Source organism: Calothrix sp. PCC 7507 (assembly GCF_000316575.1).
Taxonomy (GTDB): domain Bacteria; phylum Cyanobacteriota; class Cyanobacteriia; order Cyanobacteriales; family Nostocaceae; genus Fortiea.
Genome location: NC_019682.1, coordinates 1,920,001 through 1,939,636, shown reverse-complemented (window position 1 = coordinate 1,939,636; position 19,636 = coordinate 1,920,001). Strand labels below are relative to the sequence as shown.

The 19,636-nt window shown below is 45.7% G+C and carries 11 protein-coding genes and 1 pseudogene (1 of these 12 cut by a window edge); 8 read left to right on the top strand and 4 right to left on the bottom strand.

Annotated elements, in window-relative coordinates:
• Positions 1-19 precede the first annotated feature (19 nt).
• Positions 20-382 (bottom strand): hypothetical protein, encoded by a 363-nt coding sequence (locus CAL7507_RS08475; RefSeq protein ID WP_015128047.1) that lies wholly within the window; start codon positions 380-382, stop codon positions 20-22.
• A 438-nt stretch (positions 383-820) separates the two neighbouring features.
• Between CAL7507_RS08475 and CAL7507_RS08470 the strand changes: the two genes are divergently transcribed.
• Positions 821-1,045, top strand: a complete 225-nt coding sequence (locus tag CAL7507_RS08470) for a hypothetical protein (protein ID WP_015128046.1) — start codon at positions 821-823, stop codon at positions 1,043-1,045.
• 149 nt (positions 1,046-1,194) lie between these two features.
• On the opposite strand, the gene CAL7507_RS31600 is transcribed toward CAL7507_RS08470, so the two are convergent.
• Both CAL7507_RS31600 and CAL7507_RS30635 read right to left on the bottom strand, forming a co-directional pair.
• On the bottom strand, positions 1,195-8,088 hold the full coding sequence (locus tag CAL7507_RS31600) for a VCBS domain-containing protein (protein ID WP_160166322.1): 6,894 nt from the start codon (positions 8,086-8,088) through the stop codon (positions 1,195-1,197).
• A gap of 98 nt (positions 8,089-8,186) precedes the next feature.
• The gene (locus CAL7507_RS30635; RefSeq protein WP_083862885.1) at positions 8,187-11,939 is read right to left on the bottom strand and encodes a TIGR03032 family protein; all 3,753 of its coding nucleotides are present in this window, start codon (positions 11,937-11,939) and stop codon (positions 8,187-8,189) included.
• 304 nt (positions 11,940-12,243) lie between these two features.
• On the opposite strand from CAL7507_RS30635, the gene CAL7507_RS08450 reads away from it, so the two are divergent.
• The 4 genes and pseudogenes from CAL7507_RS08450 to ilvD all read left to right on the top strand — a co-directional run bounded on the left by CAL7507_RS08450 (position 12,244) and on the right by ilvD (position 16,267).
• Positions 12,244-12,522, top strand: coding sequence for a hypothetical protein (locus tag CAL7507_RS08450; RefSeq protein ID WP_015128043.1), 279 nt, complete (start codon positions 12,244-12,246; stop codon positions 12,520-12,522).
• Between the two features lie 571 nt (positions 12,523-13,093).
• Positions 13,094-14,055 (top strand): annotated as a pseudogene (locus CAL7507_RS32675) (IS110 family transposase).
• Positions 14,056-14,180: 125 nt separating this feature from the next.
• On the top strand, positions 14,181-14,393 hold the full coding sequence (locus CAL7507_RS32670; protein WP_042341243.1) for a hypothetical protein: 213 nt from the start codon (positions 14,181-14,183) through the stop codon (positions 14,391-14,393).
• A 185-nt stretch (positions 14,394-14,578) separates the two neighbouring features.
• The gene (gene ilvD / locus CAL7507_RS08435) at positions 14,579-16,267 is read left to right on the top strand and encodes a dihydroxy-acid dehydratase (RefSeq protein WP_015128042.1); all 1,689 of its coding nucleotides are present in this window, start codon (positions 14,579-14,581) and stop codon (positions 16,265-16,267) included.
• A gap of 288 nt (positions 16,268-16,555) precedes the next feature.
• Here the strand turns inward: ilvD and CAL7507_RS08430 are convergent, their stop codons facing one another.
• The gene (locus CAL7507_RS08430) at positions 16,556-17,218 is read right to left on the bottom strand and encodes a LuxR C-terminal-related transcriptional regulator (RefSeq protein WP_015128041.1); all 663 of its coding nucleotides are present in this window, start codon (positions 17,216-17,218) and stop codon (positions 16,556-16,558) included.
• A gap of 327 nt (positions 17,219-17,545) precedes the next feature.
• Between CAL7507_RS08430 and CAL7507_RS30630 the strand changes: the two genes are divergently transcribed.
• From CAL7507_RS30630 to CAL7507_RS08420, 3 genes are all read left to right on the top strand, one after another.
• Entirely contained in the window at positions 17,546-17,965 is a 420-nt protein-coding gene (locus CAL7507_RS30630) for a DUF6220 domain-containing protein (protein WP_015128040.1), read from the top strand.
• Between the two features lie 36 nt (positions 17,966-18,001).
• Positions 18,002-18,835, top strand: coding sequence for a sulfurtransferase (locus tag CAL7507_RS08425; protein ID WP_015128039.1), 834 nt, complete (start codon positions 18,002-18,004; stop codon positions 18,833-18,835).
• A 149-nt stretch (positions 18,836-18,984) separates the two neighbouring features.
• Positions 18,985-19,636: the 5' portion of a hypothetical protein gene (locus tag CAL7507_RS08420; RefSeq protein WP_015128038.1), read on the top strand. Its footprint extends 56 nt past the window's final position; the window shows 652 of its 708 coding nt (coding positions 1-652); it begins with the start codon at positions 18,985-18,987; its stop codon lies beyond the right edge, outside the window.

Sequence of the window (19,636 nt, the reverse complement as noted above, 5' to 3'; positions counted from 1 at the left end):
TGGGTGACACTATGCCGCCTTAGCTTGTAGTCAACACCACACTTTGACGGACACCACGCTTGCGCTCGCTTTTCCGAATACCTCCAGCCATCTGATACTCATGGCTATTATTACCGAACTTGTAAGCAATACCACGCAGTATCTTATCAGAATAGTCTGCCAAATCTTTTTCATTTTCGACTATCTGGGTTAGTAACACATCAATAGTAGAGAGGGTGGTATTGTATGCTTCTAGCGATTTTCGCAGGTCTTCAATTTTTTGAGTGTAATCTTTGACCGTCAAACCCTCTCCGACATCGAGAGTTGGACTGATAGATTTAATGCTTGCTAGACGAATTTCAGCTTTGTCTAGTGTACGTGAATTACGTTTTTGTCTTGCCATAATTAATACTCATTCTTGAAACTTTCCATGACTCCATAGTGGACAATTGTGAAAAAAGTTGTCATCCGGAAAATTATTGATGTTTCGCCCAAACCGAAAATTTAAGTGATTTACACGAGTTTTTATCTCTTTAAACCACATTTTTTGTAGTAGCACAGCACGTTGGTGTCAACTTAAGCTACAGATGGCTTATTTGTTCGCTGACACACCAGCCCTGAGCGGAGTCGAAGGGCTGATAGGCAAAGTTTACTCAAGTAAACTGGGGATTAAGTGAGAATTTTTAGTAATCTTGAGATGACTTTTGTTATGAGACTCAGAATTCATTCTGAGGCGGGACAAGGGTTTCGCGCTAAGTTGACACCAATGAGTACTGCTGTGCCCTAAAAACGTATTCTATTTACGTGAAAATAGGTTTAACGCCAGTTTGTTTCTGATAACGTGAAGGCGGGAGCTACTACAGGCTGCGCGGAATACGAAAACGTCTTGACGGAAGCTTTTGCAGGGAAGGCGGGAGCTGCTACAGGCTGCGCGGAATACGGAAACGTCTTGACGGAAGCTTTTGCAGGGATGACGGAAGCTGTTACAGGCTGCGTGGAATACGGAAACGTCTTGACGGGAGCTTTTGCAGGGATGACGGAAGCTGTTACAAGGAAGAGAAAATAGAGAAATACGATCGCACCTCTAGTTGAAATGAGGGACTGTAGTGTGAGCGTCTCGCTCACGCGGGCTTTTCGGCCCGCACTACCAAAAACCCCTCAAAACAAAATTGACAAACCACTAGTTTACCCGAAGTGCGATCGCTCTCTCTTTGTTTAAATGATTGCCAAATTCGTCAAACTACCAGTAAACCCAGTAATCTCAATCAGCGCATCGTTAGCAGATTGGAAGCCTGCTGTAGCATTATTGAGTGCGAGGAAAGTCTGAGTACCAAAAGTAAAGGTAGCTGCGCCATTGGCAACAAAGGTAGTATTAGTCAGTACCGCACTAATTCCGTTTGCAGTTAAGGCACTCACCGCCCCTAGTCTGGCGAGGTTGGCGGCGCTGATGGCGTTCGGCCCATCAATGATATCAGTACCAATCACTAAATCAGTGATGCGATCTACGTTACCCAACTGTGAGTCAGTCAAAGCAGAGAAGATAAACCTGTCAACACCCACGCCACCAGTGAGGGTATCAACTCCTGCACCTCCGGTAAGTAGGTCATTGCCATTACCACCACTCAGCGAGTCGTTACCAGTGCCACCAATCAGCGTATCATCTCCATCATTGCCCACAAGTGTATCATTGCCGCCGCTACCGTCAAGGAAATCTGGCCCGGCATTGCCAGTGAAGGTGTTGTTGCTATTGTTCCCTACTTGCCGAGTCCCAATCAAGAGGTTGACAAAGCCCAAGCTGCTACCGCCCTTACCATCACTCAGGGTGTACTGGAAGTTACCTGTGCCAGGATTTAGGGGGTTAAAGGTGATGAAGTCATCAGCAGGGTTAGTAGGCGTGTTGTTATTGCTGAAAGTGGCAGTGCCTCCAGCTCCACTGTTAACTCCGGTAATGCTTAAAACATCACCTTGGTCTACATCGCTGTCGTTGCTCAACAGAGTAGCAACAGGAATCGTCAATATAGTCCCCTGAGTTGCATTTAACAAGTCGGGTGCAGCTACTGGAGCATCATTCACGCCATTAACCGTGATATTGATGTTCTGGCTAGCACTACCATCAAAGGATTTGACAGTGAAGGTTTCGGTTTTGGTCACACCTGCACCCAACGACTGCACCGCACTGTTGGCAACAGTATAAGTCCAGGCTCCAGCTTGGGTGATGCTAAGACTGCCGAGGTTGCCATTGGCACTGGTGACTGTAGTGTTAAACTTGTTGTCCCCAGTATCAACATCGTTGACGGTTAGTGTCCCAGTGGTTGTCAAATTGGGTGAGGCAGTATCTTCGGTGACGGCACCAGTAGCAGTACCGCTAATTGTGGCAGCATCGTTGACACCATTAACTGTGATGGTAATGTTCTGACTAGCAGAACCATCAAAGGAGTTGACGGTGAAGGTTTCAGTTTTAGTTTGCCCCACACCAAGGGACTGCACTGCACTGTTGGCGACACTATAAGTCCACACTCCCGCTTGAGTGATGCCGAGACTGCCTAAGTTGCCGTTGGCACTGGTGACGGTGGTATTAAACTTGTTGTCGCCAGCATCAACATCGCTGACGGTTAATGTACCAGTAGCTGTCAGGTTGGGTGAGGTGGCATCTTCTGTGACTGCACCTGTTACTGTGCCGCTAATGGTAGACGAATCGTTCAACCCCACAATGTTGAGGGTGATATTCTGAGAAGTACCATCGAAGGATTGGACAGTGAAGGTTTCGGCTTTGGTTTGCCCCACACCAAGAGACTGCACCGCACTGTTGGCGACGCTATAAGTCCAGACTCCCGCTTCCGTAATGTTAAGACTGCCTAGGTTGCCATTGGCACTAGTAACAGTGGTGTTAAACTTGCTTTCCCCAGTATCAACATCGCTAACAGTGAGTGTGCCAGTGGTAGTTAAGTTAACAGGTGCAGCATCCTCAACCACAAAACTGGTGACTGTGCCACCGATGCTAGCTGCATCGTTGACACCGTTAATCGTAATGGTGATATTCTGACTCGCAGTGCCGTCTAAAGAACTGACGTTGAAGGTTTCAGTTTTGGTTTGTCCAGCACCCAAGGACTGGACGGCACTATTAGCAACGCTATAAGTCCAGACTCCCGCTTGAGTAATGCTGAGACTACCGAGGTTGCCGCTACCACTGGTAACGGTGGTGTTGAACTGATTATTCCCAGGATTGACATTATTAATAGTTAGTATGCCAGTTGTTGTCAGGTTCGGTGAGGTAGTATCTTCGGTAACTCCACCAGTGACTGTGCCACTAATGGTGGAGTTATCATTCACCCCAACAATATTGATGGTAATGTTCTGACTAGCAGTACCGTCTAAGGAAGTGACGGTGAAGGTTTCGGTTTTGGCTTGCCCAAGCTCGAGGAACTGGACGGCACTATTAGCAACACTATAAGTCCAGACTCCAGCTTGGGTGATGCTGAGACTGCCAAAGTTGCCGTTAGCACTGATAACATTGGTGTTAAACCTGTTTTCCCCAGTATCAACATCGCTGACGGTGAGTGTACCAGTGGTAGTTAAGGTAATAGGTGCAGTATCTTCAACGACAAAACCGCTGGTTGTGCCACTGATGTTAGCGGCATCATTAACACCATTAACCGTAACGGTGATGTTCTGGCTAGCAGTGCCATCAAAGGAGTTGACGGTGAAGGTTTCCGTTTTGGTTTGCCCCGCACCCAACGACTGCACCGCACTGTTGGCGACGCTGTAAGTCCAGGCTCCAGCTTGGGTGATGTTGAGACTGCCGAGGTTGCCATTGGCACTGGTGACTGTAGTGTTAAACTTGTTGTCCCCAGTATCAACATCGTTGACGGTTAGTGTGCCGGTTGTTGTCAGGTTGGGTGAGCTAGCATCTTCAGTGACGGCACCAGTAGCAGTACCGCTAATTGTGGCAGCATCGTTGACACCATTAACTGTGATGGTAATGTTCTGACTAGCAGAACCATCAAAGGAGTTGACGGTGAAGGTTTCCGTTTTAGTTTGCCCTACACCAAGGGACTGGACGGCACTATTGGCGACATCATAAGTCCAGACTCCAGCTTCAGTGATGGTGAGACTGCCGAGGTTGCCGTTAGCACTGGTGACAGTGGTGTTAAATTTGTTGTCTCCAGTATCCACATCGCTGACAGTAAGGATGCCAGTTGCTGTCAGATTAGGCGAAGCGGCATCTTCTGTGACTGCACCAATTGCCGTGCCACTGACACTAGCTACATCGTTGACACCATTAACTGTGATGGTAATGTTCTGAGTTGCAGAACCATCAAAGGAGTTAACAGTAAAAGTTTCCGTTTTAGTTTGACCCACACCAAGGGATTGCACTAAACTATTGGCGACATTGTAAGTCCAGTTTCCTGCTTCAGTGATGGCAAGACTGCCGAGATTGCCATTGGCACCGGTGACAGTGGTGTTAAACTTATTGTCTCCAGTATCAGGATCGTTGACTGTCAGTGTCCCAATAGTTGTCAAATTAGGTGAAGTAGCATCTTCGGTGACTGCACCAGTAGCAGTACCGCTAATTGTGGCTAAGTCGCTGACACCATTAATAGTAATCAAGACGGTTTGAATAGCAGTACCATCAAAGGATCTGACAGTAAAGGTATCAGTTTTAGTTTCTCCCGCCCGTAAAAACTGTACCGCAGTATTCGCAACATTATATGTCCATGTTCCGGGTTGAGAGATGGTGAGGCTGCCGACGTTGCCGTTGGCACTGGTGACAGTGGTACTTAACTTGTCATCCCCGGTATCAATATCACTGACTGTGAGCACACCAGAAGTGGTCAAATTAGTTAAACTAGCATTGCCAGTGACGCTACCCGTGTTTGTGCCACTGATGGTAGCTAAATCATTTAACCCAATCAAGCTGACGGTAATGTTTTGACTAGCAGTGCCATCAAAAGATGTGACAGTAAAGGTTTCGTTTTTAATAACTCCAGCTGCCAAAGATTGCACCGCACTATTAGCGACACTATAAGTCCAGGTTCCAGTTGGGGTAATGCTGATATTCCCCAGGTTGCCGTTGGCACTGGTGACGGTGGTGTTAAATTTGTTTTCCCCGGTATCAACATCATTGACAGTCAGCGTACCCGTAAACGTCAAGTTAGTCGGTGCAGCATCTTCAATGGCAAAACCAGTGGTAGTTCCACTGATGCTGGCGGCATCATTTACCCCAGTGATGGCAATAGTTGCGATCGCTGTTGCTGTCCCACCATTGCCATCGCTGATGGTGTAAGTAAAATTCTCTTGGAGAATAACTCCTGCGGCTAAATAGTTATAGCCCCCGTTCGGGTCAAAGTTAAACGTACCAGTGGGATTGACAATTATTTGCCCCGTTCCCAAGGTGGTAAGTTGCTCTAGGGGAATGGTGGTGTTATTGTATTTGACTTGGCTGACGGTGAGGGTATCTTTATCAAGATCGCGATCGTTACTCAGGACGTTGCCCACAACAATAGTGCTTTGATTGGTGCTAACAGCTTCATTAGCAGCTGTGGGGAAGCGATTGTAGTAATAGTACTTAGGTGTGTCAAAGTCCCTTAAGCCAAGGATGAGATCCTCATCACCATCACCATCTAAATCAGCAAAGTCGGGTTTTGTGCCTGTAAAAGAACCACCAATGAGATTGAGTGGGTTACTAGTACCAGTGCGTTCGATGTAGACAGGATTGATAGCATTACCTGTGTTTTCGTAATAGAAAAGTTTGTTGGTATTATTAAATGTTGTTACGCCGACAACTAAATCCTGGTCGCCATCCTGATCCAGATCGGTGAAGGTTGGGACTAGATCAGCACCTGGGATGGAAAACTGATTGAAGGGGTTATTGCTGCCGGTTTGCTCTAGATATTGGGGGTTAATGGCACTACCTACATTTTTGTAGTACAAAACTCGACCAAGACTATAGCTGCCCAAAACAAGATCCTGATCGCCATCGCTATCCAAGTCAGCAAAGGCGGGAGCAGAGGTATCCCCTACATCAATGCCATTGAAGGGATTGTTCGTACCGGTTTGTTCCAGGTAAACTGGATTACGGGGATTACCCGTATTCTCGAATAACCTCACCAGCCCGTCTATTGCACCAGTCACAAAATCTAAATCCTTATCACCGTCAATATCAACAAAGGCGTTCCCGGTTGGTGATGGTGAAATACTACTGAAGGGGTTACTAGTACTGGTTTGTTCATCATAAACTGGGTTATTAGCATTACCCAGGTTCTTGAAGTATCGTCTATCCAATCCCAGGAAAACATCAAGGTCGCCATCAGCGTCAATATCACCTATGGCAGGAGAAGTCCAGCTAGAATTAGTACCAATAGACCCAAAGGGGTTATCAGTAGCTGTAGCTTGGATAAAGTTGAATTGTGTTGATGGTGTATTTTTCTGGTAATACTTAAACGTGCCGTCAGCTGCTCCTACTATTAGATCAAGTTCACCGTCACCATTAATATCGCCCAAGGTGGGGCTACTGCTATCTCCCACATCAACAGCATTAAAGGGGTGATTGTTGCTAGTCACCTGTTGATATTTGGGGTTAGTAGCACTACCTGTGTTCTCAAAGTATTTGATCTCACCAAATTTTTCACCAAGGACTAAATCCAGGTCGCCATCACCATCAACATCAGTAAATGTCGGTTTGCTTTCACTATTACCCGTGTTCAATCCGAGAAATGGGTTATTAATACCAGTTGCTAAAGCATAAACTGGGTTAAGAGCATTACCTGTGTTCTTGTAGTACCTCAATATACCGTCACGGTTGCCAAACAGCACATCCTGGTCGCCATCAGCGTCAATATCAGCAAAGGTGGGGCTACTGAGATATAAAAGGTTAATGGTATTAAAGGGGTTATTGGTGCCGGTTTGCTCCTGGTATAGGGGGTTAGTGATATTGCCTGTATTTCTGTAGTATCTTACAGCACCGTAAGCTTCCCCAATGACTAAATCCAGGTCGCCATCACCATCTAAGTCAACTAAAGCTGGGGTGCTGTTATTTCCCACATCAATGAAACGGAAAGGATTGTTTGCAATGTCTTGCAGGGCGTAACTGGGGTTAATGGCATTGCCTGTATTTTTAAAGTATGCCAGTGTACCGTTAGATGAGCCAGAGACTATATCTAAGTCACCGTCACTATCTAAATCAACTAAAATCGGGGTAGTGTCAGTTGCTAAGACAACGCCGTTCAAGGGGTTGTTACTAGGAGGTGCTAAGGTAAAGCTGACCGAAGGCGTATTATTCTGGAAATACCGTACTGTGCCGAAAGCTGTCCCGACAATGATATCCAGGTCGCGATCGCCATCTATATCAGCAAAGCTAGGGGCGGAGGTAGTCCCCACATCAATGCCATTTAAAGGGTTAGCTGTGCCGGTTTGCTCGCTGAAGATGGGGGTAATCAAATTACCGACGTTGCGGTAGAAACTGAATGTGCCATTAAATTTTCCTACCAACAGATCAAGATCGCCATCGCCATCAATATCACCAAAAGTGGGGGTGCTGAAAAGTCCTACATTAACGCCATTGAGGGGATTATTTATACCGATTTGTTCGCTATAAACTGGATTTAGATTATTGCCGATGTTTTTGTAGTATTTGAGTGTACCGCTATCTCCCCCGATGACTAAATCTAGGTCACCATCACCATCAAGGTCAGCAAAGGTGGGGCTACTGTAAAATCCTACATCAATAGTGTTAAAAGGGTTGTCGCTGCCAGTTTGCTCGCTGACGATGGGGTTAGTGGCTGTACCAATGTTTTTGTAGTACTTGAGCGTGCCAAATTTTTCCCCAATAATTAAATCCAGGTCGCCATCACCATCAATGTCAGCCAAGCTAGGTTTACTGTCAATCCCTACATCAAGGAAGGCTGTACCGACTTGCTCCACTAAGATGGGATAGTTAGCATTGTTTGTATTTTTGTAGTACCTGACTAGACCGTCTTTTGACCCAATAAATAAATCTAGGTCGCCATCGCTATCAATGTCAGCAAACGTGGGAGTGGCATTATACGGTACGAGAATGATATTAATATCAAAAGGGTTGGCTGTACCGGTTTGTTCGTTAAATGTTGTCATTTTGGTTTGTTTCCACATAAATGAAACGGGACAGGATTGCAACTCGGCTTAACTCCCGCCAAGTCCAGAATCAGTCCTAGATGGGGTATTTCCCATGCTTACTGCTTTTGTGTCTTACCCCAGATTTGCCACAGGGCAGTTTCTAGATGAGTAATCCACTGCTGGGGTTGAAACAGGGGCAAGTCGTCGTGGTGTAATCGCAAAATCAGGCGAATTTTGGCTAATTCGTCGGGGTGGGTGGCTAGATGCACCGCCTTTTGTTCATAGGCGGCACTGCTGTCGCAAATGAGCAAATCTAAACCCGCCGCCGCACAAATGCTGGCTCCCATTCGAGCAACAAAGGCTTTACCAGGGCGGGTGATTAAGGGAAGTCCTGCAAAGAGCGCATGAATTCCTGTAGCACCAGCGTTGTAAACAAAGGTGTCTAGGAATAAATCTGCCAAGCGATACGCCGCTAGGTATTCTGCTAGGGGTAAACGGGGAGTGAATACCAAACGTGTTGGGGCAATGCCTTGTTGTTGGGCCATGTCGCGCAGGGTGTAGCTGACATCTGGGGTGGTTTCAATCAGCCACAAAACTGAATTTGGTACTTGCTGTAAAATCCGCATCCAACTGGCAAAGACTTCCGGGTCAAATTTGTCGCTGCGGTTAAAGCAGCAGAAAACAAAGGCATCGGTGGGTAAACCAAAGTCTGCACGGGTGAGGGGTTGGTCAGTAATGGTGATGGATGAGGCGACGAAGGCGTGGGGTAGTTCGAGCAATTTTTCGCTGTAATGAGGCGCTAGCTCGGCAGGAATTAACCAAGAATCTGCGAGAATATATTGGATAAATTCTGCTCCCATTGTGCCGGGATAACCGAGATACTGGATCTGAATTGGTGCTGGCTGCAATGCCAGAATTTCGGGACGGCTAAAGGTGGTGTAGCCAGCCAAATCAATCAATATATGGATACCATCGCGATGAATGCGTGCGGCGGCGGCTGGGGTTGACAACCGCGACAAATCGACAAATTGATCACACCCCGCCTGAATTTTCTCCGTAAATTCATCACTGGCATCCACCAAACTATAGGCATAGATTTCAAAGGCAGAGCGATCGTGATATGCAAATATTTGGTGAATTAGTGTGCCGACAGCGTGTTGGCGAAAGTCTGCTGAGATATAGCCTAAGCGCAGTTTAGGGGCTGGTGCTGGCGGTGGGGTAAAGGCGCAGAGATGTTTGTATGGCTGGATGGATTTGGCCACACGACGCGCCCAGTGTCGGGCAATAGCCTTGTGGAAATCCATTGGCACTGGGAAACTATGAATTATCAGGGGTAGCAAGGGGTGGGCATTGTCATCTTGCAGATGCGTCTGAAGTCGCTGTTGCAAGGTTTGCAGCCGTTGGTCGTAGTCTTCCCAGTCGCACAAGCTCAACCGCAGATGTTCGCGCTGGTAGAAGATATTGGTGGCATCGGGGTTGAGTTCCAGGGCATGATTGTAGTTTTCTAAAGCTGCTGTTAATTGTCCTTGCACTTGCAACACATAGCCTAAGTTGCCATGCACTTGGGGATAATCTGGTTGCAGAGTGACAACCTGTTGAAAACAAGTCTGCGCTTTGTCCATGTCGCCCTGCGCCATCCACAGACAGCCCAAACTATGCCAAGTGTCCACAAAATCGGGCTGGTGTTTTAGGGCATGATGCAGACAGGCGATCGCTTTTTCGATCTGTCCTATCTGTCCCAAAACATTACCCAGGTTATAATAAGCGGCAACTGATTCTGGTTGTAACCGCACTGCTTGTTGCAAACACTGTTTCGCCTCTAGCCAGGATTGTTGATTAGCGTACAATCTTCCTAAGTTCAGGTATGCTACGGCAAAATTAGGCTGGAGTTGAATAGCTCGTTGGTAAGCGGCGATCGCCTCCTGTGTCTTCCCCTGCATCTGCCAAATTGACCCCAGATTACAGTGTGCTTGGGCAACGTTGGGGTTTATTGTCAGCAGTTTTTGATAGGCTGCGATCGCCCCCTCTATCTGCCCCAATCCCTGCAAGGCATTACCCAACTGGTTGTAAGCAGCTATATAGTCTGGTTGTAGACGAATTGCTTTCGTAAAGCTAGCTACTGCTGCTTTGAGTTCGCCCTGCTGCGCCAACTGTTTCCCCTGTTCAAATTGGGAACGGGCGCTTTCATTGCCATCTACTGGCGGTGACACCGTGAGCAATTTGAGCGATCGCTCTAAGCCATCTGTCCCAGCGATCAGCTTTTGCCAGCCCAAGCGTTGTAAAAGTGGTGTCAAGGCCATCGCGCTCGACTCTTTCGGCTGGTAAACTACCCTAATTTGAGAACAACCTTCTGCAACCAAAGCTGTTTCTAAATACTGCAACAGTTTGGTAGCAATGCCCTGTTGCTGATATTCCGGTGTCACAAATAGCGATATTAATTCTGCGGTTTGCTCAGGTAGCATTTCAGCAACAGCAAACGCCACCATTTCCCCCGCCACTGTTGCTGATGTGCCCAGCAATTCGCCTCTTTGGGGCTGAGTTTGCCAGCGTTGTCGCAAACTAGGAAAGGTGAAAGCCTCGTAATCAGCTAAACTGCTGGGATTGAGGTGATAGACTCGCTGATATTTGAGTGCTGAGTGCTGAGGAGCCAGCGCTGTGCGGGGGTTCCCCCCGTTGAGGCGACTGGCGTTGCTGAGTCCTGAGTCCTGAGTGCCTTCCCAAAGTTGCCTGGGCAATCCAGCGACGGGAGCCATGTCGCCAACACTGGGGCGTTTCGCCGTCGGTTTGGTAGTCACAATACCGCCTGAGCCAGGAAAAGTCACTAAGCGTTCAATCTCTTCTGACTGGAAGCCCAACGCCTGGGGCTGACGCACACCCGGTAACACCACCACATCAAATAGTTCTTCCACTACACCGGATAATTGCAGCCAATGCACAATTTCACCGTTGGTGATGTCAATGATCATTAGTCCGCACTGGGGGAACTTGCCCTCATTTGCCAGCCTCGTTTCTAAGGCTAACCCGCTAAAAGGACGCGATCGCAGTTTCGATAAACCCACCACTGCATATTTGCCCCAAAATGCCAGCCCCCGCCCAAACCCAGGACAAAAGGTAAGAGGAACAAATTTCCCAGACTCGATATAGCCAAATTCCCCCGTACCTGAATTGAGTAGCCACAGCTTACCGTTATACCAACGCGGCGAATGGGGCATTGATAAGCCTGTGGCGATGATGTCGTTGCTTTGCACATCAATCACAACCCCACCTTTAACTCGGTGATTCCGCCAACCTGCGGCGGTGTCAGTGCTACTACAAGCTGTGACGTATCTTGGTTTACCATCACGCATTGCTAACCCGTTGAGGTGACAACGGTCTTCGGCGGCTAATTTGGAAATAAACGGCGGTTGCCACAAGGGTACAAAACTATAGTCGTTGCTGATAGTAGCGAGGCAGCTAAAATCTGTATTGACAAATATGAGATTTTCTGCGTCATCTAGTACCACATCATGAACATTCAGATCGCCAGTGGTGTAGGCGGTACGGGGAATGTAGAGGCAGTCACTTTGCTGATAACTCTCCCCTGCTGCCAGCAAATTCTCAAAACGCCAAATTTGATAACGTGTGCTAACATGTATACTGTTGTTTGATGCATACATGCCCATTGGTTTGTCAAACAATCGCTCATGAGCAGCTACTCGCCCTTGCTCATTGCAACCAATAAAAAACAAGCGGTTAGTTTGATAGGTAGTGAAGGCGAGACTAACAAACTGCTCTTGCAGCCAGGTTACTAAGTGTGGCGAACAGTTAATTTCTAGTTTAGGTAAGCTTGGTGAAGAGATAGCATCACTGGGTAGCAAAAAATTTTCCATACAAAAAGTATCGAGATTGGGCACTAATTTTTGACAACATGAAAAAGTAGCCCCCATCACCCATAAACAGTAAAAGTATGTGTGGAGGCAGCAGCCAATTATTAGGTAATTTTTATTTAATGTAGTTAGTAAATAATACGGTTAAATCTTAAGTGTTGGAGATGGCTTCATCAAAAATTTAAGAACATAGTCGCTAGAATTTCTGATAGAAAAAATTATTTAATAATACTAGCTTTTTTAAGAATTGTTGATTTTCTGCGTTGCAATATAATTGTGACGTAAGTTTGTTTTTGATAACATCAAGATGGAAGCTTTTGCAGACTGCGCGAAATACGGAAACGTCTTGGCGGAAGCTTTTGCAGACTGTGCGAAACGCGGAAACGTCTTGGCGGATGTTCTTGCAGGGAAGACAGAAACTCTTGCAGACTGTGCGAAATACGAAAACGTCTTGGCGGATGCTTTTGCAGAGAAAACAGAAGCTCTTGCAGACTGCGCGAAACACGGAAACGTCTTGGCGGATGCTTTTGCAGGGAAGACAGAAGCTCTTGCAGGGAAAGCAAAATGGAGAAATGTGATCTGCTGAAAGCATCAACGCTTTGCTGATAAATTAGTTTGTCATCAAAACCCTGTAGAAACGCAAAATTTTGCGTCTCTACAACCCAGCATAATTAATGCAATAGACCATTAGATTATTTGTGTGTACACAGCAACCCTTGTAGAGAATGGGTTGGGGTTTTGATAAAGTCCCACAAAGTTATTAGCAGAGGGTTAGGAGATGATTAGGCGATCGCCAAACACGTTAAATTACTACTAATCCCGGTAATTTTCATTACAACATCACTAATATTCTGGTAGTAGCTAGTAGGTTGGGTGGAGGCTTTGCGTAACCCAACATTCTGATATATGTTGGGTTGCGCTCCGCTTCACCCAACCTTGTATCTTAGAAATAGTAGTAGACCGTCCCAACCTTGGTCAAAATAGACCGCTTTGTAGCATGGGTCACTACAACAATCTCTTTGACAGAACTCGAACAGTCGCCGGGGTCAAAACTTTAAATATTGAGATTTAAAGTATACAGTCCGTATCGGGCAAGGATGAGTGAAATCAAGGGGAGGAATCAAAAACTTCTTGACAAAGTAGTTGAGAGTAAAAAAATGGAAAACATTGCTCAATGGGTAGGCATTGATGTCAGTAAAGCTACTCTAGATGTTTATATCCGTCCAATGGGTAAAGCATTCTCTGTAGCAAACACAGAAGTAGAAATATCTCATTTAGTAGAGGAACTCAAATCCGCTAATTTAAATCTGATTGTATTGGAAGCAACAGGAGGGTTAGAAACAGAGCTAGTAATTCAATTACAAGCTGCATTTTTACCAGTTGCATTAATCAATCCACGCCAGGGGCGAGATTTTGCTAAAGCTACAGGAAAGCTTGCCAAAACTGATGCTATTGATGCCAAAATTTTGGCACATTTTGGGGAAGCAATGAAACCCCAAAGATTACCAATTGAATCAGAAACTGCGCGTCAATTGAGCGAATTAATTAGTCGGAGAAGACAATTAGTCGAAATGCAGACGGCAGAAAAAATCGCCGTTCACGCGCTCGTGGAAAAGCATTGGCTGATATTGAAGCTCATATTGAATATCTTGAGCAACGTCTAAAACAACTCAATCAAGAAATTGAAGAATTGACGCAAAACAATCAACAATGGATTGATAAAATTAATTTACTCAAAACTACTCCAGGCATTGGCCAAGTAATTTCGACAACTCTGGTTTCGGATTTACCAGAACTGGGTAAGCTAACTGCCAAACAAATCTCGCGTCTAGTTGGCGTTGCACCAATTAATCATGATAGTGGGCAACACAAAGGTAAGCGTATGATTAATGGTGGTCGCGCCCATGTTCGTGCCACTCTTTATATGGGTGCTGTGGTTGCTATGCGTCATAATCCCGTAATCAAAGCTTTTTATGAACGTCTTGTTGAACGTGGTAAATCCAAAAAACTTGCTCTGACCGCTTGCGTTCATAAAATGTTAGTCATTTTAAATGCAATGGTTCGAGATAATTTGCCTTGGTGCATTTCTGATAACTTTCAACCAATTGTTAACGCGTAAGGCTTGCAAACGTTTTTATACTTTTTATTAGCCTTTGAGCGGATGGTATCGCATCTTTACTGATCCGATGTCTACGACGGGCTATTCGGCGTCGCAGCCATGCGAACAATTTTTCATGCTCTTTTTTGCCTCCACGGGAAGTCCAGCAACTGGGGAAGATTCGGTGGCGTAGCGGAGTGGCTGGTGCGGGCTGCAACTGTCTTGGCTACCAATGTAAAATCTCAATGCCCGTACCAGCCACCACCGAATCTAGCGCAGCGTTCCCCAGTTGCGTCAATGTTCACAGTCCCGGTTTTTTGTTAACTTTAGCCGAAGGCTTTGGCGAAGCCATCGCTTGACTTTTAAGACAGTCGCTACGTTTAATGCACTATTTTAGTCTAGACAGTCCAGTAGAGTGTGTTAGCGACGAGAATACGTCATCAAAACACAGGGAACAGGGAACAGTCTGTCTCATGCCCCATTCCATGAGAAAATCATGTAACACGATCGCATTTATGGCGATGATGGCACGGAAGGAAAAGAGATGTCGGAGAACTTAAAAAGCCAGGTTGTGACGCAAGGGGTGCAGCGATCGCCTAATCGGGCTATGCTGCGTGCAGTTGGTTTTAAGGATGAAGATTTTACTAAAGCCATTGTGGGTATTGCCAATGGTTATAGCACTATTACCCCCTGCAATATGGGGATTAATCAACTGGCACAAAGGGCTGAAGTTGGTGTTAAAAGTGCCGGGGCGATGCCGCAAATGTTTGGCACAATTACCATTAGCGATGGAATTTCAATGGGTACTGAGGGGATGAAATATTCCCTGGTGTCGCGAGAAGTGATTGCAGATTCAATTGAAACCGCCTGTACTGGGCAAAGTATGGATGGTGTGCTGGCCATTGGCGGCTGTGATAAAAATATGCCAGGGGCAATGATTGCGATCGCCCGGATGAATATCCCCGCTATCTTTGTTTATGGTGGCACGATTAAACCCGGACACTATAACGGCAAAGATTTAACAGTCGTCAGTTCTTTTGAAGCGGTAGGTCAATACAGCGCGGGAAAAATTGACGACAAGGAACTATTAGCAGTTGAAAGTCTAGCTTGTCCTGGTGCTGGTTCTTGTGGTGGAATGTTTACAGCCAATACCATGTCGTCAGCTTTTGAAGCAATGGGAATGAGTTTACCCTATTCTTCCACAATGGCTGCAGAAGATGCCGAAAAAGCCGATAGCACAGAACAATCGGCGTTTGTTTTAGTCGAAGCTATTCGTAAGCAAATATTACCCCGCCACATTATAACTCGCAAATCTATCGAAAATGCCATTTCTGTAATTATGGCTGTGGGTGGTTCGACCAATGGCGTATTACACTTTTTAGCGATCGCCCATGCGGCTGGTGTAGAACTAGCTCTAGATGACTTTGAAACTATCCGTGCCCGTGTCCCAGTTTTATGTGATTTAAAACCCAGCGGTAAGTATGTAGCGACAGACTTACACAAAGCTGGCGGCATTCCCCAAGTAATGAAAATGCTCTTGGCACATGGTTTATTACACGGAGATGCTCTCACCATCAGCGGTGAAACCATAGCTGAAGTTTTGGCAGACATCCCCGCAGAACCACGCGCCGATCAAGATGTCATCCGCCCCTGGGATAACCCCATGTATGCTCAAGGGCACTTGGCTATTCTCAGAGGTAATTTAGCAATAGAAGGGGCTGTAGCTAAAATTACCGGGGTGAAGAAGCCAGTAATCACTGGGCCTGCACGGGTGTTTGAATCTGAAGAAGCCTCTTTAGATGCAATTTTAGCAGGGAAAATTCAAGCAGGTGATATTCTGGTGATTCGCTACGAAGGGCCAAAAGGCGGCCCCGGGATGCGGGAAATGTTAGCCCCCACCTCAGCCATTATTGGTGCTGGTTTAGGTGATGCGGTAGGGTTAATTACCGACGGGCGGTTTTCTGGCGGTACTTACGGTATGGTGGTTGGACATGTTGCACCAGAAGCAGCTGTTGGGGGTGCGATCGCTCTTATTCAAGAAGGCGATAGTATCACTATCGATGCTCCATCTCGCCGACTGCAGTTGAACATATCCGACGAAGAATTAGCCCGTCGTCGTGCCAACTGGCAACCTCCCGCACCACGCTACACCCAAGGCGTACTGGCGAAATATGCCAAATTAGTATCCTCTAGCAGCGTTGGTGCAGTGACAGATTTAGACTTGTTCAATTAGACATACAAGGGGCGGGGTTTATCCCATTAGTGTCAACTTAACGTGAAACCCTTGTCAAAATGTGATTTTGAATTAAATCACTTACCATCACTCTTCGCGTCACCCCACCCCGGTTTTGTCTAAAGCCAAAACCTCCCCTCCCCAAGGCATCAGGGAGGGGATTGAGGGGTGGGGTAAAACGTTGTCGGGTAAGCGTTGTAGCTCAAGTTGACATAGGTGGGTTTCCCCGCCTACTTTTATTGCTTGTATGGCTCTAAAATAAATTGGAATCAGAGGTCTATCGACTTTTTATTTTGCAACTGCAGCCAGCTTTGCAACCATCTGAGCGCGAGATGAAACCTCAAGCTTGCGAAACATCCTTTTTAAGGCTTGCTTGACAGAGTTTTCAGTAATCCAAAGTTCAGTACCAATTTCTGCATTGGTTTGTCCTTGAGCTACCAAAGAAGCAATTTGCATTTCCCGAGGCGTTAAACGCTCTGTCTGTAATAGTAGTTGTGGCGCTCGTCCCATTGCCACCCAACTAGAAATGTGCAAACAAAGCGCACTCAAATCTGTGAGGTTTTGTGAGTCGAATGCAGGCATCCCTTGCTCACGGGTAAAACCTATCACACCCACTAACTCACCATTACTGACAATTGGCCCTGCCATCACGTGGCGGTGATCAGCACGAGGACAAATCAACTGCCATGTCTTAGGTTCCACTACCAAAGCTTCATGAACAGGGGCATGGCGTTCTATCAAGTAGCGTGCAACTGGATTGTGTTCGGGTGATAATGCAAGTCGCAGGGCTTTTTGGATTTTGCTGTCAACTAAAGAAATTTGAGTAAATAAAAATAGACCACATCGTGTAGCTGAAAAATACTCACTCAATTCTGTGGATATATGCGATCGCAATGTCTGTTCATCTTTAGCTTGAGCAATTCCATGAAATAGCGCTTGTAAAGCAATCATGATTGGCAAAGTGTACCCGTTCGAGGTCTAGGCTCAGTATAGCAACCAGACCTATCTTAGTTTTAGTCACTAAGCCCTTTGGGCAGGCAATAGGGAATATAGCATTTTTCAAATCGCAAAGCCTGTAGGGGCAGGGTTTTCCTGCCCTCTGCCTGGGTTTCCTGCCCTCCCCCGATTGTGTTGCTGTGGTTGCTTTTTTGGACTAAGTAAGTCGGCACAATAAAAGCAAACCATATGAAGAAAAGTAAATAAGGCTCAAACCCTTCTGCTTATTGCCTATTGCCTATTCCCAGCGATAATTATTCACGCCCAGTTACTTACTTTACTATGACTGTAAATTCTGGCATTGATGACACACAGATATCCAGACGCTGGATACAAATTAGTTTTTTCATAGCAGTAGTGTTTTTCAATCTCTGTTTAGTAATCCAAATATTCAGCGTGGGAATGGCTTACTTTTACAACTCTGATTGGTGGAAACTACATATTTGCCTCGTGCGAGGATACAGCGGACTTTCCATAATTTTGTTGCTATGGGTGTTTTTGATGCCCTTTCCTCGAAGAGTCCAGAGCCTGACAGCAAGCATTCCCGTGCTGCTGGGACTGCAATTTCTCACAATTCACCTGCAGACTGCTTTTCCTCTAGCAGTATTCCACCCACTCATTGGCTTTTCCTTATTTTCTATTTCCACAACCCTAGTTCATCGCACATCGCACATCATATTTTCCCCCCACAACCAAGACTAAATCCCATCTTTTAACTTGATTACAGGAGAAATTCCCGTGTCTCAATACGCTCATCCATCTGTTCTCGTTGATACTCATTGGCTGGTAAATCATCTTAATGATCCAAATGTCCGCATTATTGAAGTGGATATCAGTCCAGAACCATACAAAAATGCTCATATACCTGGAGCAGTTTCCTGGAACATTTTTACAGACTTGCTATTGCCCGATTTAAAGATAAATTTAGATGCTCGAGCTTTTGAGAAGCTAATGGCACGCTCAGGCATCACCAATAACACAACAGTGATTGCCTATGGCAGTTATCCCGGAACCGGAGCCTGGATTTTCTGGTTGTTAAAAGTCTTTGGACATGAGAATGTACGAGTTCTCAATGGCGGCTACCAAAAATGGAAGTCAGAAAATCGCCTATTAGCAACGGAGTTGTCCACTTTTCCCGTGACTGATTACCATGCTAGAGCTATTGATGCTAGTTTGAGAGTATTACATAACGAAGTTCAAACAGCGATCGCTCGAAACGATAGCGTGTTGTTGGATGTCCGCACACTTCAAGAATACCGTGGTGAGTGGTTTTTCGATCAGCCACCAAAAACAGGCGAACAGACTGGACATATTCCAGGTGCTGTGCATGTTGAGCATCTCTTAACTCTCAATGAAGATGGAACTTTTAAATCATTCCCCGAATTGAAAAATCTGTATCATAGTCAGGGCATTACACCGGATAAAGAAGTGTTTCCCTATTGTGCGATCGGTGGGCGTTCTGGATATACCTGGTTTGTCTTAAAGTATTTATTAGGCTATCCAAATGTTCGGAATTACGATGGCTCTTGGAATGAGTGGAGTCGTCTACCTGATGTTGCCATCGAGAGGTAGTTATATCATGTCCGATTAAACAGTTGTCATTGCGATCGTTCGCCCTCGGCGTTCCCGTTCGCCGCAGCGTTGCGTAGCAAAGGGTACTAATCCCAAAACCCTAATGTAGATGGGTTGTGTGTTCGGTTTTATCCCCAGTGAAACGTTCTATGGCATATCAAATAGATATACATTTGCCTGACAAAGTTTTGCAACGTTGGCAACAAACAAAAGATTTGGTCAACGCCAGTGTTCAATCTTTAACTAATTCCGCGCAGCAAGTTGGAAAGTCTTTAAAAGAAACTGCAACTCAAGCTACCGATAAAGCAATTGATTCAGCTGCTACAACCCTGGAGCAAGCTAAAGATTCTTTATCAGAAAGTTTGCAAACTGCCGAGCAAATTAAAAATACAACATCAGTAGCATTGCAAGCAGCGATCGCTTCTTCAATCAATGATTGGCTGGCACAACATCCTCTATTTTTCAGATTATTTCAAATACTAGGTTGGGCAGCAAATCATCCAATTATCAGTTTTGTGATTCTGCTTTTTATGCTGGCTTTAATCTGGAGCATCATTAAAGCAATTATGCGCTTGATTGAAACTGCTAGTTGGTCAATACTTAAAGTCCCTATAAAATTACTTCAGACTTTAATTCAAGTTAGCTTTCTTTCTTTAAGCAAGCTTAGTAGTTTAGCCGTGCAAAGAATCACAGGTGTCCAAGCAACGGATAATGTTAAAGTTTTACTAACTGAAAATTCTCAACCAATTTATCAAGATAAACAGCAACGCTTGGCAGAAATTTCTCAGCGCTTAGAAGCAA

Excerpts from the sequence above, each read along its gene's own strand:
- CAL7507_RS08475 (WP_015128047.1), bottom strand. The coding sequence starts at position 382 with ATGGCAAGACAAAAACGTAATTCACGTACACTAGACAAAGCTGAAATT.
- CAL7507_RS31600 (WP_160166322.1), bottom strand. The coding sequence starts at position 8,088 with ATGACAACATTTAACGAACAAACCGGTACAGCCAACCCTTTTGATATT.
- CAL7507_RS30635 (WP_083862885.1), bottom strand. The coding sequence starts at position 11,939 with ATGGAAAATTTTTTGCTACCCAGTGATGCTATCTCTTCACCAAGCTTA.
- CAL7507_RS08450 (WP_015128043.1), top strand. The coding sequence starts at position 12,244 with ATGGAAGCTTTTGCAGACTGCGCGAAATACGGAAACGTCTTGGCGGAA.
- ilvD (WP_015128042.1), top strand. The coding sequence starts at position 14,579 with ATGTCGGAGAACTTAAAAAGCCAGGTTGTGACGCAAGGGGTGCAGCGA.
- CAL7507_RS08430 (WP_015128041.1), bottom strand. The coding sequence starts at position 17,218 with ATGATTGCTTTACAAGCGCTATTTCATGGAATTGCTCAAGCTAAAGAT.
- CAL7507_RS30630 (WP_015128040.1), top strand. The coding sequence starts at position 17,546 with ATGACTGTAAATTCTGGCATTGATGACACACAGATATCCAGACGCTGG.